This window comes from Streptomyces sp. F001, assembly GCF_004187715.1.
GTDB classification, from domain to species: domain Bacteria; phylum Actinomycetota; class Actinomycetes; order Streptomycetales; family Streptomycetaceae; genus Streptomyces; species Streptomyces flavusporus.
In genome coordinates this window covers 18,206-32,726 of record NZ_QZWF01000002.1, presented here as the reverse complement: position 1 = coordinate 32,726, position 14,521 = coordinate 18,206, and the positions used below count along the sequence as shown (strand labels likewise).

The following is a 14,521-nucleotide window of genomic DNA, read 5'->3' as shown; positions in this document are numbered from 1 at the left end:
TCGTGAACAAGGGGGATTCCTGGCTCAGGCCGCCTCCTGGAGCAGCGCTCCAGGGGGTCTTACGCCCTCGACACCAGCCGGTTTCAGACCAGCCCGGACGAGCATCACGCGGGCGGAGTTCTTGTCCCTGGGGGACACGGCTCCGCACGCGGTGCAGGTGTAGGTGCGTTCCGACAGCGGAAGTGCGTGCTTGGTTCTCGCTCCGCACGATGCGCAGTCCATGGTGGTGTGCGCGGGGTGCACCAGGCGGACGTCCCGCCCGTGCTTGCGGCCCATCTCCATCAGGGCCCGCTTGGTGGCGCCGATCGCGGCGTCCGCCGCCTTGCGCGCCGTCGACGTCCTGGCCAGGAACTTCGGCCGGAAGTCCTCGACCGCGATGGCGTCGTGGTCGGTCACGACCTTCCTGGCCCACTTGCGGCCGGTGTCCTGCCGTTGCCGGGCGATCTTCTGGTACGTCTTCGCCCGCAGCTTCTTCGCCTCGCGGTAGCCCCTGGAGGCCGCCTGCCCCTTGGCGGGTTTGCGGCGGGCCATCATCCGGTCGTAGCGGGTCAGCTTCGCCCGGGCCTTCTTTCCGTACTCGGCGTGCGGGAGGTCGTGGGCGTCCGAGGTGGTGGTCGCGGTTTCCTTCATGCCCCAGTCGATCCCGATCACGCGGCCGGTCTCCGGCAGTGGCTGGACTTCGGCGGGCACGACGAACGAGCAGTGCCAGTGCCCCAGGACGTCCTGGTACACGCGCACACTCGACGGGTCGGCGGGCAGGGCCCGCGACCAGACCACGGTCAGCACGATGTTCCCGGCCAGGTGCAGGCGGCCGTTCTTGAGCCGGAAGCCGCGCCGGGTGTAGTTCAGCGTGGGCAGTGCCTCGCGCTTCTTCTTGTACTGGGGCATCCCGGCCCGGCGGTGCACGGGCAGGCGTTCCTTGATGTCCTTCAGCGCCTTCGCGCGGGACGTGCCGAAGTCCCGGATGATCTGCTGCTGCGGCACCGAGGAGCCCTTGGCCAGCCACGGCGTGATGGCGCGGGCCTCGTTCAGCATCTTGTCCAGGCTTGCGGGGCCGCACTTCTTGTTCTCGGCGTGGGCCTTCTTCGACCGGGCCACGCACTCGTTCCAGATCCAACGGCAGCGGTCCCACTCCGCCAGGAGGGCGGTGCGGGCGGTCGACGACACGCGAAGCCGGTACGTGTACCGGGCATGCCCGCCCTCCCCGGCCTCCTTCACCACCGACATGCCATCACCCCCTTCCCACGCCCCGCCCGCTCACCCCGGCTTCCGCGACGAGACCGTACGTGCGACATGCGCACACCCGTGCCCTCATCACGACAAAGTCACCACAACCGGCGAACGCGGGCACGCGCGTTCGCTTTCTTCGGCTCCGTCGGCGGCCTTGCGGGCGCTTCGCGACCCCGGAGGCCGGACACGGCGACGCTCCGCGTCGCCGTCACGGGATGCGATTCCTCCCTCACCCGAATCACCAGCGGAAACTTCCGGCTCACCAGCCGCCTGGTCGCCCAGATCGAGCGCGTGATGGACATCAACCAGCTGACGACCGTCACCGCCGAAGTCGTGGAGGCCGCCCGCGAATCCCTCGTCGTCGGAGTCCTGTAATGGCCGCCCGCCTCATCGGCTACGGACTCGCCACCCTGCGCGACCCCCGGCCCGACGAGGCCGCTGCCCTCCTGGGCGCTGGCTGCCATGCCGTCTTCCTCGACATCACGCACCGCATCATCGGCCCCAGGCCGGCCCGGGACGCGGCCTTCCAGTACGTCCGCCCCGGCGACTGCGTGGTCATCGTGCGGCTCTCCAGATTCGCCGCCGGCCTGCGCAACCTGCACGACCTGCTCCACCAGCTCGACCACGCACGCGTCGGGCTGCGCTCCCTGGAAGAGCCGATCGACACCACCGCGCCCGACGGCGATCTCGTTATCCGCGCCGTCGACGCCACCCTGCAACTCCAAGCCGCGTAGATTGCCGAAGTCACGACCGAGGGACAAACTGCTGCCCATGCTCGCGGACAACGTCTTGGGTCCCCTCCCAAGCTCACCCACGAACAGGCCGATCTCGCACGCCAGATGCACGCTGCGGCCCACCCCGCCCCCAGCATCGCCGCCATGCTCAAGGTCGCAACATCGACCATCTACCGCCTCGTACGGCAGCCCCCGGACGCCGTCGAGGACGACGAGGACTGACGGCTGGCACACCACCCCCTTCGAGCACAGGCTCAAGCGGTGACCGGGGACCGCAGGCCGAGCCACTGCTCGGCGTCCCATGCCTCGAACCGCTCCACCTCGGTGAACCCCAGCTTTGCCGCGAGGCGCATCGAGGCGACGTTGGCGGTCTGGGTGGCGAGCACCACCGGCTCGCCGGGAAGGACGCCGTCGAACCAGTCGAGTGCCGCCGCGCACGCCTCGGCGGCGTACCCGAATCCCCACGCCCGCGGCAGGAACAGGTAGCCGAGATCGACCTTCCCCGCGGCAGCCGGGCGACGGTGCTCCGGTGCTCTCCTGAGCAGGATCTGGCCGATCATCGCCCCGTCCAGATCGACGACGAAACTCCCGGGCCACCGCCCGGGCACCCCGGGCATCTCGCGCTCAAGCTCGTCACGCGGCCGAGGGCCGCCGAGGTAGGTGTGCACCTCTGGCGACGCCAGCAGCTCGATGAACGCCGCACGGTCCCGGGCCTCGGACTCGCGGAGCACGAGCCGTTCGGTCCTTATCGGGGCAGGTGGCCAGGCGACGGGGCCGAGTCCAGACATGGCGGGCAACCTATCGCACGCCCGCAAACGCGCTTTCACAACTCCCGAACAAAGCCACGGCTTCGGCGTCAGATACCGCTGAAGATTCGGGGCCATGAAGCTCTGCAGGTCACAGGTGACGGATCAATCTACCGCAGATATTGGGGTGTTATCTGTGGAAAGACTTAAGACGGATCCGTTCGCCGGCGCTTCGTCAGCCGCCCACCAGGGCCGACGTCGGCTTAGCGCACGATCTGACGCGGATGTTCCTCAACCCCCATATCCCAACGGAGTCGTGCACGCCGGGGCATCCTCGCAAGAATCAGGTGACCACCGGGCACACCACCTAGCGTGATCCTGTTCATGTCAGTTCGAGTTATTATTGACGAGTTTCTTCACGTTGGTCACAACGAGTCGGACCTTTGCGAGGACCTCGTCGGCGGTCGCGGTCCAGGTGAACGGTTTCGCGTTCTCGTTCCAGGAGTTGATGTAGTCGCGGATCTGTTTGACCAGGACGTTGACGCTGGAGAACGTGCCGCGGCGGATGGACTGCCGGGTCAGGACTCCGAACCAGATCTCGATCTGGTTCAGCCACGAGGAGCCGACGGGAGTGAAATGGAAGTGGACGTGCGGGTTCTTCGACAGCCACTCCTTGACCTCCGGGGTGGTGTGTGTCGAGAGGTTGTCCAGGAAAACATGGATGTCCTTCCCGGCGTGCGGTTTCACCGCCTTCTTCAAGAAGGCCAGGAAGTCCTTGCCGTTCCGGGTCGGCTTGCACTCGCCGAGCACCTCGCCGGTACTCACGTTCAGGGCGGCGAACAGGTTCGTGGTGCCGTGCCGGATGTAGTCGGCGGTGCGCTTCTCGCTCGCCGCGAAGGCGACCGGCAGCACCGGCTGGGTCCGGTCCAGCGCCTGGATTTGCGTCTTCTCATCGATCGAGAGGACCACCGCACCGCCCGGCGGGGCCAGATACAGGCCGATCACATCGGCCACCTTCTCCGCGAACGCAGGGTCCTTGGAAATCTTGAAGGTGCCGGACCGGTGCGGCTTCAAACGCTCCTCCCGCCAGATCCGGGCGATGTAGTGCCAGGACACGGTGATGTTCTCGGTCCGCTCCAGGTACTTTGCCAACTCCCGTGTGGACCAGTGCGAAAGCCCGGTGCCGACCGGCGGTGTCATACGCGTCAGCGCAATCACCCGGGCCCGCACGCGCACCGGCACCTGTTCCCGCGCGCCACCCGGACGCTCCCCTTCGAGCCCGGCCAGACCCCGCTCGGCATAGCGGCGCTTCCAGCGGTCCACGGTCGGCAACGACACCCCGAGCAGCTCGGCAATGTCCTTACGTCGACGCCCCTCGCCCGACCACAGGATCCGGCCCCGCGTGGCTATGTCCGCAGGCACATCCCTGCTGTTCGCCAACTCCCGCAACTCGGCGGCCTGTTCCTTGGAAAGTTCCGTGCCAAGCGACCCTGCCACACAAGATCAAGTAACGCTGACGGAATCATGAGACACTAGTAGATCGTCGCTGCTTAGTTTTGCTGTGTCTTTGGGTAGAGGTGACGCAGTCTCACGCGGGCGTCGTCGGTGGTGAAGTGCCAGTCGACCTGGCGTTGGCCGATGTTGGTCTGCTGCTGCCAGGCGGCGAGTTCAGCGTTGAGGACGGCAAGGTCTTCGATGCAGCGGTCCAGGCACTGGCGGTGAGCGCGGACAGCTCGATCTCGGCAATGTTGAGCCAGGACCCGTGTTTGGGGGTGTGGTGGATCTCCAGGCGCTGCGCCAGCGCGAAGGCTTTCGTCGGCTCGAATGCTTCATAGAGCGAGCCGATGGTGTGGGTGTTGAGGTTGTCCATCACCAGCACGACCGTGGCGGCGTCGGGATAGTCCACGGTCAGCAGGCGCTCGACCTGGCGTGCCCAGTCGACCTTGGTCCGGCGAGGCTGGGCATCCACGCGTCGCCATCCACGCAGCGGCTCGACCCAGCAGAAGATCGAGCACGTCCCCGCCCGGACGTACTCGCCATCCTCGCGGCGATCGCGGCCGGGCCGCGCGGGAATCGGATCGCGGGTGTGGCCGAGCAGCTGGTACGGCTTCTCGTCCATGCACACCACCGGATGTGCCGGATCGTAGGGGCGGCGGTAGACCGCCAGGACATCCTCCATCGCCGCGGCGAAGGCCGCGTTTGCCGCGGGCGGGATGACCCAGTACTCCTTCACATGAGGACGAAGTTCCGTTTTTTTAACACCCGGCCGATAGTGGAATGGTCCAGGCTCGGAATGTCCTCGATCAGCGCAACGTGCTTCTCCAGCAGGCGCAACGACCATCGAGCGTGGCCCTTCGGCGGCGTCGAGCAGGCCAGCGCGATCAGCCTCGCCTCGACCTCGCCGGTCACCGCAGAGGGTACTGGCGGGAACGCACGTTTCTTCCGGCCGACTGTGGCCCACACATCGCCACCGCTGTCCGCGAACCGCTTCGAGACCAGGCGCACCGTCTCGCACGAGACCCCGATCCGTGCCGCGATCACCGCCCGCGGATCGACCTGGCCCGCCGACACATCCAGCGCGAGCAGCACCCGTGCCCGCCTGATCATCGACGCGCTGTGAACTCCTGTGGTGGTCATCCGCACCAACGCCTGACGGTCCTCGGCACTCAACCCAACCGGGTACTTCTTCTGCGACGGCACACAACACTCCTGCCCGGTGGAAGGGACACAAGGAAAGGAAGTCTCCCCGACCATCCACACCACCGGCCAGAACAAGATTTAGCCACGACGATCTACTAGGAGTCGGCCTCCGGGCGCTGCGCCGGCACCTCCGGGCGCAGTCGGGCCAGCAGGCGAGCGCGTTCGGCGCCGAAGGCCGGGTCCGCCTGGTATTCGGAATGGCCGAGGACAGGGGCGGGCAGTGGGTGAAGGTCGGTGCGGCCGTGGGCCAGCGGGTCCTGCAACGGCTCGCGGTCGACCTCGGGTTCGCTGTCGTCGGGCAGCCGGACGGGGCCGCCGATCGGGTCGGTGAGCCGGTACAGGTTGGCCCAGCAGTCGACGTCGTGGTGCAGGGCGGTGAGCGCGGCCGGGCCGAAGTGGGCGGGGAACCAGCGGCCGTACAAGCGCTCCAGCGGAGAGCCGTACGTCAGCAGGGCGACCCTCTTGCGCACGGTCGGGGTCAGCTGCCAGGCCGCGGCGGCGGCGAGGACGCTGCCCTGGGAGTGGCCGGAGATCACCAGGCGTCCGCCGGTGGTGCGCGTCCAGGTGGTGATCCGCCAGGTCAGGTCGGGCACGGCTCGCTCGGCGTAGCAGGGCGGGGCGAAGGGGTGCGCGGCGCGCGGCCAGAAGGTGCCGACGTCCCAGAGGATGCCGATGGTGCGCCGGGCGGAGGCGTCCTTGTAGGCGCGCCGACCCCAGGTGACGAAGAGGATGAAGCCGAGCCCGATCAGCCAGGAGCCGAGGGCCTGGGCGGTCTCCGCGGCACCGTGGACGAAGGGGTGTGTGTGCTCGGCGGCCCGGCTCGGGGTCTGCTCCGTGGCCATGGCACCGACCAGAGCCCCGGTGCCCAGGAGCAGGCCGACAGTGGAGGTCGCGGCGACGAAGAGGGGCCCGCGGTCGGTGAGCGTGGCCATGGCGCGGGTGCGTGCGATCCGGCGGGTGCGTTCGGGGTCCTTGGGCTCGCCCGGATAGGTGCGTTCCACCACGGCGCGCTCCGCGCGGGCCAGCCCCAGCGTGCGCCACGCCTGCCAGCCGCACAGGCCGAGCAGGACCACCAGCAGCGGCGGGATCACGGACGCCTGCCAGGTCAGCAGGACCGGCGCACCGGGGATGGCGGCCCGGGTGCCGTCCAGCCAGTCGGCCACCCGCTGGGACACGCCGCCGGACATCACGGCGCCGAGGGCGCAGGCCAGCATCGCGACGGCGGGCCCGGCCAGACCGCGCATCGCGGCACGCCGGTCGGGAGCGCTGCGGTGGAGGAGGTGGGCGACCACGCCGAGGACGATCACCAGCAGGCCCTGTACGAGGGCGATGCCGCCGAAGGCCGCATCGCCCGGCAGCCGACCGTCGGATTCCCACTCAGGGCGCTCCCACCCCGCGTAGATCAGGCTGAGGGCGAACAGGGCGAGGGCGCCGAGCGGGAGGTGTCGTACGAGGGACGCATCGAGTCCCTGGTCGAGGTGCTGCTCGCTGCGGCCCCGTCGGCAGACCGCCCACACGACGAGGGCCGCGCCGATCACCAGTGCCGCCTCCAGCAGCCGTCCCAGCGTCTCCAGGACGGCCGGTCCGCCGGGTTCGCGGTCGTACCGGGCGGCGGCGCCGGCGACCGCGGCGGCCACCGTGAGCAGACCCGCGGCAGTGTGCGCGCCGCGCAGCCGGGCGACCAGGCGCCGGCCGTACCAGAAGCCGGGGCGGCCCAGTGAGGTGCGGCCGGTGTCCTCCTCGTCCTCGGGGGTGCGCGACAGCGGCTGCTCGGACTCGTACGCGGCCCAGGTCCGCAGGGAGAGGTACCACAGCAGGCCGACCAGGGCGGCGGGCACCAGGGACGCCAGGGCGAGCCTGCGGCCCGGCGGGCTCCACCAGCCGCCGTCGGAACCCGTGGGCGACAGGAAGCCCAGCCAGGAATGCCGCTCGGCGCAGGAGTGCGTGCCCGCGCACTGCCAGGCGGTCAGGTCCAGGGCGACCTCGCAGGCGGCCGCGACGAGCAGCACCGTCAGGGTCAGTCCCACGAGTCGGACCAGCAGCCCGTAGAGCCGCACCGTCCGGACGCGGCCCCGCGCGGTCGGGCGCATCCAGTGCGCGAGGTTGGCCACCATGAACGGCAGTAACAGCAGCCACAGGGCGCGGGCGCTGTTGCCGGAGGTGAGGTTGGACCAGACGTACGCCTCGGGCACCGGCCGTCCGGCGGCATGGCCGGCCCGTTCGTCCGGGGCCGCGGTGTCGGTGCGGGTCTCGACCTCGACGTCGTCGGCGCGCCGGAAGACGGCCGCGGTGTCGTCGCCGGAGATCCGCACCGTGCGCGGGTCGTCCAGCATGTGCTCGGGTGTGGCACCGCCCACCCCGTGGACCAGCAGTTCCAGGGCGGCCCCGGCATGATCGGGCCGCTCGGCGGGCCCGGCCGCCCCGTCGTTCCACGCACGTTCCTGCGCACGTTCCACTTCTTGCACTTCCCCCGTGACCTGCCGTTGGCATCTGTCGGTGCGGGCTCAAGGATCTCCGCTGGACGCCCCGCCCACACCTCTCCTCACCGAATCTCCCCGATCCGTGTGACAGACAGGCAAAGGATGGCAAAGGATGAAAGGACAAGGCCACGACTGGCATGTTCGCGTCGGGGCAGCCGGTGGCGTGTCCCGGGCCGCCCCGTGGGAATATGGGACGCCAACGCACCGGGGCGGGGAGAATGTCCTTGTCGGAGCGGGTGCGAGAGCATGTCGGACGGGCTTGAGGAAAGGACCGGAGCGTACGTGAGTGAGAATCAGAACCTCCTCGCGGAGCAGCGGCGCGCCCTGATCCTGGACGAGGTGCGGCGCCGCGGCGGCGTCCGCGTCAACGAGCTGACCCGCAAGCTCGGCGTGTCGGACATGACGGTCCGCCGCGATCTCGACGCGCTGGCCCGCCAGGGTGTTCTGGAGAAGGTCCACGGCGGCGCGGTCCCGGTGGCGGAGGCGAGCACACACGAGCCGGGCTTCGAGGCCAAGTCGGGTCTGGAGCTCACCGCCAAGGAGGACATCGCCAAGGCCGCGGCGCAGCTGGTCGCGCCGGGCTCGGCGATCGCACTGTCGGGCGGTACGACGACGTATGCGCTGGCGCACCACCTGATCGAGGTGGCCGATCTCACCGTCGTCACCAACTCGGTGCGGGTCGCCGACGTCTTCCACGCGGCGCAGCGCTCCTCGGGCCAGCGCCAGGGCGCAGCCACGGTGGTGCTGACGGGCGGCGTACGCACCCCGTCCGACTCGCTGGTGGGGCCGGTGGCCGACCAGGCGATCGCGACGCTCCACTTCGATGTGCTGTTCCTCGGAGTGCACGGGATATCGATGGAGGCCGGTCTGTCGACGCCGAACCTCGCGGAGGCGGAGACCAACCGGCGCCTGGTGCAGTCGGCGCGGCGGGTCGTGGTGGTCGCCGACCACACCAAGTGGGGCACGGTGGGCCTGAGTTCCTTCGCCACGCTGGAGCAGGTCGACACGCTGGTCACCGACTCGGGGCTGCCCGCCGATGCCCGGGCCGAGATCTCCGAGCATCTGCGGCACCTGGTGGTGGCGGGCGAGGAGGAGGACGCGGAAGACCTCTGACCGCGTCGGCGGCGCAGACATCTGACGGGCCGCCAGCTATGGTGGGCTGCCCTGTCCCTGCCTGCCGTACAGGGGGTTTCGCATGGCTCGCCGTCTGCGTCCGGTGGAGGTCGACTTCGTCCGGGCCGCGCCCGTACGGCTGGTCTTCGCCCGCGAGATCACCGCTCCCCCTCAGACGGTCTTCCGTGCGCTCGCCGAGGACGTGCCCGGCTGGACGCAGTGGTTCTCAGCAGTGACGCTGGCCCGGCCCACCGACGACGGCGCCGGACGGGAGATCCGGCTCAAAGGTGGTACGCAGTTCGCGGAGACGATCCTGGTGGCCAAGGAGCCCGAGGTGTACGCGTACCGCGTCGACGAGACCAACACGCCGGGGGCCCGTGCGCTCGTCGAGGAGTGGCGGCTCACGCCGGCCGGTGCCGGCACGCGCGTGCAGTGGACGTTCGCCGCCGACGGGACGCCGGTGTTCCGCCTCGTGCTCGGGCTGGCGCGGGCGGGCCTGGGGCGCGCGTTCAAGGACGCCGTGACGGCGCTGGACCGGCGGCTCGCACGGTGAGCGCTCAGTCCGGCCAGCGGCCTGTGGCGAGCAGTGTCCCGATCGCCGCCGTGTACGGCGTGATGTCCAGTCCCTGCTCGGCGAGCCAGGTGTCCGAGTAGTACTTGTCCAGGTAGCGGTCCCCGGGGTCGCACAGCAAGGTGACCACGCTGCCCGTACGCCCGTCCGCCACCATCTCGGCGACGATCTTCAGGGCGCTCCACAGACCGGTGCCGGTCGAGCCGCCCGCCTTGCGGCCGATGGCCTGTTCCAGGGCGCGCACGGCGGCGATACCGGCCGCGTCGGGCACCTTCATCATCCGGTCGATGGCGCCGGGCACGAAGCTCGGTTCCATACGTGGCCGACCGATGCCCTCGATGCGGGAGCCGGAGTCGCAGGTGACGTCCGGATCGCCGGTGGTCCAGCCCTCGAAGAAGCACGAGTTCTCCGGGTCGGCGACGCACACGCGCGTGTCGGACTGCATGTAGTGGACGTAGCGCGCGATGGTCGCCGAGGTGCCGCCGGTGCCGGCCGTGGCGACGATCCACGCGGGCTGCGGGAACCGCTCCAACTCCAGCTGGCGGAAGATGGATTCGGCGATGTTGTTGTTGCCGCGCCAGTCCGTGGCGCGTTCCGCGTAGGTGAACTGGTCCATGTAGTGGCCGCCCGTGTCGGCCGCGAGGCGGGCGGACTCCTCGTACATCGTGCGCGGGTCGTCCACGAAATGGCACTGCCCGCCGTGGAACTCGATCAGGCGGCACTTCTCGGCGCTCGTCGTGCGGGGCATGACGGCGATGAAGGGCACGCCGATCAGCTTCGCGAAGTACGCCTCGGAGACTGCCGTGGAGCCGCTGGAGGCCTCGATCACCGGGCGGCCCGGCCGGATCCAGCCATTGCACAGGCCGTAGAGGAAGAGCGAGCGGGCGAGCCGGTGCTTCAGGCTGCCGGTGGGATGGGTCGACTCGTCCTTGAGGTACAGGTCGATGCCCCAGTGGTCCGGCAGCGGGAACCGGAGGAGGTGGGTGTCGGCAGAACGGTTGGCGTCGGCCTGCACCTTGCGGACGGCCTCTTTCAGCCAGCCGCGGTAGACGGTGTCGCTGTGGTCGACGTCGAGGGTGGCGCCGGTCCTGGTCTGCTGGGGGGTGGTCACGGCGGGGGCTCCTTAGGGCCTGTCCGGCGGGTGGCGCGGCCGGTACACCGATCATAAACAGGCTTCCGCACGCTTCTCACCTGCATAAACGCATCTTTGAGCAGCTCAAAGGCGCCCCTGGAGGCGCGGTGGACCGTTGCGCACCACCCCCGGCAAAAGCCCTCGGGGGCGCATTCGCGCGAGTGCTCCGGGTGGCCTATGCCCGGGTGACGTGCGCACTGGTGCGCGACTTCGGTGACGGGCAGACTGCACCGCGCGGGACGAAAACGCCGGACAGGAAGCCACGCGCGAGGAGGGGGCAGGAGGGCATGGCGGAGCCGGAGTTCACGGCCATGGGGGTGCGGATCGGTAAGGGCCTGCGCTCCCTCACCCGGGCCGGGCAGGTCCGGATCAGCGACGGCAGGCTGGAGTTGCTCACCAGTTACGGGAGCGAGATCGACAGCGCACCGGTGCAGGCGGTGCGGGCGTCGAAGCCCTGGTTCGCCTCCGGGGCACGCGCGCTGGCCGACCTCAACGGCAAGCGCTACTCACTGACGTTGGGCGAGCACGACCCCGCACCGGGCGAGCCGGGACCGCCCGCGGCACGCCGCTTCATCGAGGCCGTACGCAGGGCGGCACGCCGTGACGGCTGAGCGCCGCCGGGGCGGGGCGGCCCGGCGGGGGTGACGGTGGGTGGCCGAGCCGCGGTGGCGCCGGGCGAGCGAGGCGAGGAGGCGCGGGGCGGCCGAGCCGCGGTGGCCCTCGGTGGCCGACCGGCGGCGGTGGGCCGTGGTGGCCCCACGGACGTGGGCCGTGACAGCCATGCCCGCCTGAGTCGTGCAGGCCACGTCGACGTGAGCCGCGCAGCCGCTCGGACGAGCCATGGCCGCCACACAGCCGCGAGTTGCGCGGCTGGACCCCCTGCGTCACTCTGGTCTCACGTCACTCTGGGTTTACCGGCGATAACGCTGCGAACCAGCCGCCGGCCACGACAGCAGGCGGCAGTTTCACGCAGGCGCGCTGCTGGATCCGAACTCCGTGTTCTTCCGGACCTCACGTCGGGGAGTCGCAGCCGTGATCAGTCACCCACGCAGGCACTGCACGGTGGAGCTCCAAGCCCTGCCGTCGCGGATCGGCCAGGTCCGCAGAATCGTATCTGCACAGTTGCGCTACTGGCATCTGGATGCCCTGATAGACCGAGCGGCGCTCGGTGTGACCGAACTGCTCTCGAACGTCCACCGGCATGCCCAACCCGACAAGACCTGCACCGTGGAGATCGAGCTGCTGCTCGACCGCCTCATGGTGTCGGTGCGCGACCGCGACCCCCGCCTCCCGGTGGTGGCGGACGCGGATCCGCTGGCCACCTGCGGGCGCGGTCTCGCGATGGTGGCGGCGATGAGCGAGAGCTGGGGGGTGCGGCCCGACGGCGACCAGGGCAAGGTCGTCTGGTTCACGCTGCCGACGGCCTCGCCCCCGGTGAAGGCGCCCCCACGCCCGGCCCGCCGCACGGCCTCGGAGCCCGCACCCGGGTTCGCGGAGGCCGAACCCGTCGGCCGTACGCCCGAACACGCTCCCGCCCGGTCGGCCGTTGTCGGCTGACCGGGCGGTGAGAGGGCCTCGGCGAAGTCACCGCAGGACCGAGGCCCGTCGCTCCGCCGCGATGGCGCGCAGCACGTTGACGAGCGTGTCGGAGTCCTGGATGCGGTGCGGCGCCCAGGCGGCGCGGGTGACGACGTAGTCCCCCGCGAGTTCGGACTGCCCGTACACCGCGCGGACGGTGAAGGTCTCGCTCCGGCCGTCGGTGAAGGTGAGCCGGGCCGTGTCGCCGAGGATGAGGGCCTGCTTGTCGGCTTCCCTCTCGGTGATCGCGATGCCGTCGGCGCCAAGGGCGTCCAGGGAGCCCCGCACGGTGCCGAGTTCGAAGGTGCGCTCCAAGGCGACGGGGTCGGTGACGGTCAGCGCCCGCCCCTGTCCGTACGGCCGAACTGCTCGTCCAGCACGGACAGCCTGCGCCAGTACTCGTCCTCGTCGATCTCGCCGGAAGCGAAGCGGCGGCCGAGGACGGCGATGGGCGAGTCGCCGGTCGGGCGGCTGTCGTCCACCCCGCGCCACGGTGCGCGACGGCCGCGCCCGACGGTGCGGCGCAGGACGGTGACGGCGCCGACGATCACTGCCGCCCAGATCAGCGGGAAGAGAAGGATCCACGGGCCGGGGCCGCCGTCCCAGTGTGCGAGGGTCTGCATCTCGAGTCATCTCCAGTCGCGTCATCGGATCTTTCGTCGATGCCTCGAGACTCGCGCCGCAGGGGCTTCCGGGTCGTCGTACGGCCAGCGGCAGTGCGGGTACCTCACGGGGAGTACGCAGGGCCGGTTCCGCTGCTCCAGAGGGCTCGATTTCTGTAACTACTAGTATGTACAGTGACGGCATGAGCACCTCGGACCGACTGATCGAGTCCACCCGGGAACTGCTGTGGGAGCGCGGCTATGTGGGCACCAGCCCCAAAGCCATCCTGGAGCGCGCGGGCGCCGGGCAGGGCAGCATGTACCACCACTTCAAGGGGAAGCCGGATCTCGCCCTGGCCGCAATCCGGCGGACCGCCGAGGAGATGCGGGCTACCGCCGCGGGAGTACTCGACGGTCGGGGAACGCCGTACGAGCGCATCGAGGCGTATCTGCGGCGCGAGCGCGATGTGCTGCGCGGCTGTCCGATAGGGCGGCTGACGATGGACCCGGACGTCATCGCGAACGACGACCTGCGGGCGCCCGTCGACGAGACGATCGACTGGCTGCGTGAACGGCTCGCCGGGATCGTCGAGGAGGGCAAGGAGCAGGGCCAGTTCGCGCCCGGGCTCGACGGTGAGTCGATCGCGGCGACGATCGTCGCAACCGTCCAGGGCGGCTACGTCCTCGCCCGCGCGTCCGGTTCGCCCGCCGCCTTCGATGCGGGCGTCCGGGGTCTGCTCTCCCTTCTCTCACCGCGCTAGGAAGGCGGCCCGATGCACGCGATGCAGTACGAACTCACTCTGCCCGCCGACTACGACATGAAGATCATCCGCCGGCGCGTCGCGCGCAAGGGGCACCTGCTCGACGAGTGGCAGGGCCTGGGCTTCAAGACGTATCTGATGCGCGAGCGAGGTGTGCACGGATCGCCGGTCAACCAGTACGCGCCGTTCTATCTCTGGAACACCGTGGCGGGCATGAACTCCTTCCTCTGGGGAGGCCCCTTCCAAGGGATCGCCGACGACTTCGGGCGGCCGTCGGTCCGGCAGTGGACCGGGCTGGCGTACGAGGAGGGCGGCGCCGCCCACTCCTCCGCTCGGACAGCGGTGCGGCGGCGCCGACGGGTTCCGACCGACGGACTGTTGAGCGAGGTCATGGCGGAGGCGGTGCGGGAGACCGGGCGGCTGGCCGGCAAGGACGGTGCGGTGCTGGCGGCGGCCGCCGTGGACACAGGTCACTGGGAGCTCGTCCACTTCTCTCTGTGGGAACACGACACGCCCAAGACCGAGGGCGATGTGTTCGAGGTACTGCGCATGTCCGCGCCGGGACGCGATCGGCTGGCCCGATCATGTTGATCTCTGACCCAAAGGCCACTTTCGGCCATGACGACCGTGCAGAGGATGGGAGGTGACAGGCCGCCATGGTCTGCGGAGGTGACGAAAGGCAAGGACATGGCACTGGAGATGCGCGATCGCTGTGAGCGCTGCGAGACGGCGGCGCTGCCGCTCGACGCGCCCGCCCGCATCTGCTCGTACGAGTGCACCTTCTGTGTGCCGTGCAGCGAAGCGATGCGGGACGTCTGTCCCAACTGCGGTGGCGAGCTGGTCCCCAGACCTCGCCGTTCCTGACAAGGAGGAC

Annotated in this window: 18 protein-coding genes and 1 pseudogene; 10 read left to right on the top strand and 9 right to left on the bottom strand. The window is 69.9% G+C overall.

Features of this window, described 5'->3' with window-relative positions; translation table 11 throughout:
• Positions 1 to 24 precede the first annotated feature (24 nt).
• Positions 25 to 1,227: an RNA-guided endonuclease TnpB family protein gene (locus StrepF001_RS07745; protein ID WP_129797572.1), complete on the bottom strand. Its 1,203-nt coding sequence runs from the start codon at positions 1,225 to 1,227 to the stop codon at positions 25 to 27.
• A 66-nt stretch (positions 1,228 to 1,293) separates the two neighbouring features.
• On the opposite strand from StrepF001_RS07745, the gene StrepF001_RS46290 reads away from it, so the two are divergent.
• From StrepF001_RS46290 to StrepF001_RS49420, 3 genes are read left to right on the top strand one after another with little or no spacing between them, the layout of a single operon-like run.
• Complete coding sequence (locus StrepF001_RS46290) at positions 1,294 to 1,605, top strand: hypothetical protein (protein ID WP_206306789.1); 312 nt, start codon at positions 1,294 to 1,296, stop codon at positions 1,603 to 1,605.
• The gene (locus StrepF001_RS07735) at positions 1,605 to 1,964 is read left to right on the top strand and encodes a recombinase family protein (RefSeq protein WP_129797571.1); all 360 of its coding nucleotides are present in this window, start codon (positions 1,605 to 1,607) and stop codon (positions 1,962 to 1,964) included. The genes StrepF001_RS46290 and StrepF001_RS07735 overlap by 1 nt, the downstream gene beginning before the upstream one ends.
• The gene (locus StrepF001_RS49420) at positions 1,965 to 2,186 is read left to right on the top strand and encodes a helix-turn-helix domain-containing protein (protein WP_129797570.1); all 222 of its coding nucleotides are present in this window, start codon (positions 1,965 to 1,967) and stop codon (positions 2,184 to 2,186) included.
• A 32-nt stretch (positions 2,187 to 2,218) separates the two neighbouring features.
• On the opposite strand, the gene StrepF001_RS07725 is transcribed toward StrepF001_RS49420, so the two are convergent.
• The 5 genes from StrepF001_RS07725 to StrepF001_RS07710 all read right to left on the bottom strand — a co-directional run bounded on the left by StrepF001_RS07725 (position 2,219) and on the right by StrepF001_RS07710 (position 7,866).
• Positions 2,219 to 2,752 carry a GNAT family N-acetyltransferase gene (locus StrepF001_RS07725; RefSeq protein WP_129797569.1) on the bottom strand — a complete coding sequence of 178 codons (534 nt, stop codon included), beginning with the start codon at positions 2,750 to 2,752 and terminating at the stop codon, positions 2,219 to 2,221.
• A 345-nt stretch (positions 2,753 to 3,097) separates the two neighbouring features.
• Positions 3,098 to 4,207 (bottom strand): IS630 family transposase, encoded by a 1,110-nt coding sequence (locus StrepF001_RS07720; RefSeq protein WP_129797568.1) that lies wholly within the window; start codon positions 4,205 to 4,207, stop codon positions 3,098 to 3,100.
• 91 nt (positions 4,208 to 4,298) lie between these two features.
• Positions 4,299 to 4,943 (bottom strand): IS630 family transposase, encoded by a 645-nt coding sequence (locus StrepF001_RS46285; protein ID WP_206306788.1) that lies wholly within the window; start codon positions 4,941 to 4,943, stop codon positions 4,299 to 4,301.
• On the bottom strand, positions 4,940 to 5,410 hold the full coding sequence (locus tag StrepF001_RS46280) for a helix-turn-helix domain-containing protein (protein WP_206306787.1): 471 nt from the start codon (positions 5,408 to 5,410) through the stop codon (positions 4,940 to 4,942). Before StrepF001_RS46280 ends, StrepF001_RS46285 begins: the two co-directional genes overlap by 4 nt.
• A gap of 95 nt (positions 5,411 to 5,505) precedes the next feature.
• Positions 5,506 to 7,866, bottom strand: a complete 2,361-nt coding sequence (locus tag StrepF001_RS07710) for a hypothetical protein (protein ID WP_129797567.1) — start codon at positions 7,864 to 7,866, stop codon at positions 5,506 to 5,508.
• A 306-nt stretch (positions 7,867 to 8,172) separates the two neighbouring features.
• On the opposite strand from StrepF001_RS07710, the gene StrepF001_RS07705 reads away from it, so the two are divergent.
• Together StrepF001_RS07705 and StrepF001_RS07700 are read left to right on the top strand one after the other, a co-directional pair.
• Positions 8,173 to 9,003 (top strand): DeoR/GlpR family DNA-binding transcription regulator, encoded by an 831-nt coding sequence (locus StrepF001_RS07705; protein WP_129797566.1) that lies wholly within the window; start codon positions 8,173 to 8,175, stop codon positions 9,001 to 9,003.
• An 82-nt stretch (positions 9,004 to 9,085) separates the two neighbouring features.
• Positions 9,086 to 9,556 (top strand): SRPBCC family protein, encoded by a 471-nt coding sequence (locus StrepF001_RS07700; protein ID WP_129797565.1) that lies wholly within the window; start codon positions 9,086 to 9,088, stop codon positions 9,554 to 9,556.
• A gap of 4 nt (positions 9,557 to 9,560) precedes the next feature.
• Here StrepF001_RS07700 and StrepF001_RS07695 read toward each other — a convergent pair whose 3' ends face one another.
• Positions 9,561 to 10,685, bottom strand: a complete 1,125-nt coding sequence (locus tag StrepF001_RS07695) for a PLP-dependent cysteine synthase family protein (protein WP_129797564.1) — start codon at positions 10,683 to 10,685, stop codon at positions 9,561 to 9,563.
• A gap of 308 nt (positions 10,686 to 10,993) precedes the next feature.
• On the opposite strand from StrepF001_RS07695, the gene StrepF001_RS07690 reads away from it, so the two are divergent.
• Positions 10,994 to 11,317, top strand: a complete 324-nt coding sequence (locus tag StrepF001_RS07690) for a hypothetical protein (RefSeq protein ID WP_129796417.1) — start codon at positions 10,994 to 10,996, stop codon at positions 11,315 to 11,317.
• A 421-nt stretch (positions 11,318 to 11,738) separates the two neighbouring features.
• The gene (locus StrepF001_RS07685) at positions 11,739 to 12,263 is read left to right on the top strand and encodes an ATP-binding protein (RefSeq protein WP_206306786.1); all 525 of its coding nucleotides are present in this window, start codon (positions 11,739 to 11,741) and stop codon (positions 12,261 to 12,263) included.
• 72 nt (positions 12,264 to 12,335) lie between these two features.
• On the opposite strand, the pseudogene StrepF001_RS07680 reads toward StrepF001_RS07685, so the two are convergent.
• A pseudogene (locus StrepF001_RS07680) lies at positions 12,336 to 12,638 on the bottom strand (ABC transporter substrate-binding protein); the annotation flags it as partial.
• Entirely contained in the window at positions 12,620 to 12,907 is a 288-nt protein-coding gene (locus tag StrepF001_RS07675) for an SHOCT domain-containing protein (RefSeq protein WP_129797563.1), read from the bottom strand. The gene StrepF001_RS07675 and the pseudogene StrepF001_RS07680, both read right to left, overlap by 19 nt.
• 167 nt (positions 12,908 to 13,074) lie before the next feature.
• Here StrepF001_RS07675 and StrepF001_RS07670 point away from each other — a divergent pair, with 167 nt between their 5' ends.
• The 3 genes from StrepF001_RS07670 to StrepF001_RS07660 all read left to right on the top strand — a co-directional run bounded on the left by StrepF001_RS07670 (position 13,075) and on the right by StrepF001_RS07660 (position 14,511).
• Complete coding sequence (locus tag StrepF001_RS07670; protein WP_165396192.1) at positions 13,075 to 13,647, top strand: TetR/AcrR family transcriptional regulator; 573 nt, start codon at positions 13,075 to 13,077, stop codon at positions 13,645 to 13,647.
• Positions 13,648 to 13,659: 12 nt separating this feature from the next.
• The gene (locus StrepF001_RS07665; RefSeq protein WP_129797562.1) at positions 13,660 to 14,238 is read left to right on the top strand and encodes a DUF4865 family protein; all 579 of its coding nucleotides are present in this window, start codon (positions 13,660 to 13,662) and stop codon (positions 14,236 to 14,238) included.
• Between the two features lie 96 nt (positions 14,239 to 14,334).
• On the top strand, positions 14,335 to 14,511 hold the full coding sequence (locus tag StrepF001_RS07660) for a DUF1272 domain-containing protein (protein WP_129798371.1): 177 nt from the start codon (positions 14,335 to 14,337) through the stop codon (positions 14,509 to 14,511).
• Positions 14,512 to 14,521 lie beyond the last annotated feature (10 nt).

Bases quoted from the DNA above. Each gene is read 5' to 3' on its own strand.
- StrepF001_RS07745 (WP_129797572.1), bottom strand. From the start codon at position 1,227: ATGTCGGTGGTGAAGGAGGCCGGGGAGGGCGGGCATGCCCGGTACACG.
- StrepF001_RS46290 (WP_206306789.1), top strand. From the start codon at position 1,294: ATGCGCACACCCGTGCCCTCATCACGACAAAGTCACCACAACCGGCGA.
- StrepF001_RS07735 (WP_129797571.1), top strand. From the start codon at position 1,605: ATGGCCGCCCGCCTCATCGGCTACGGACTCGCCACCCTGCGCGACCCC.
- StrepF001_RS07725 (WP_129797569.1), bottom strand. From the start codon at position 2,752: ATGTCTGGACTCGGCCCCGTCGCCTGGCCACCTGCCCCGATAAGGACC.
- StrepF001_RS07700 (WP_129797565.1), top strand. From the start codon at position 9,086: ATGGCTCGCCGTCTGCGTCCGGTGGAGGTCGACTTCGTCCGGGCCGCG.
- StrepF001_RS07690 (WP_129796417.1), top strand. From the start codon at position 10,994: ATGGCGGAGCCGGAGTTCACGGCCATGGGGGTGCGGATCGGTAAGGGC.
- StrepF001_RS07675 (WP_129797563.1), bottom strand. From the start codon at position 12,907: ATGCAGACCCTCGCACACTGGGACGGCGGCCCCGGCCCGTGGATCCTT.
- StrepF001_RS07670 (WP_165396192.1), top strand. From the start codon at position 13,075: ATGTACAGTGACGGCATGAGCACCTCGGACCGACTGATCGAGTCCACC.
- StrepF001_RS07665 (WP_129797562.1), top strand. From the start codon at position 13,660: ATGCACGCGATGCAGTACGAACTCACTCTGCCCGCCGACTACGACATG.
- StrepF001_RS07660 (WP_129798371.1), top strand. From the start codon at position 14,335: ATGGCACTGGAGATGCGCGATCGCTGTGAGCGCTGCGAGACGGCGGCG.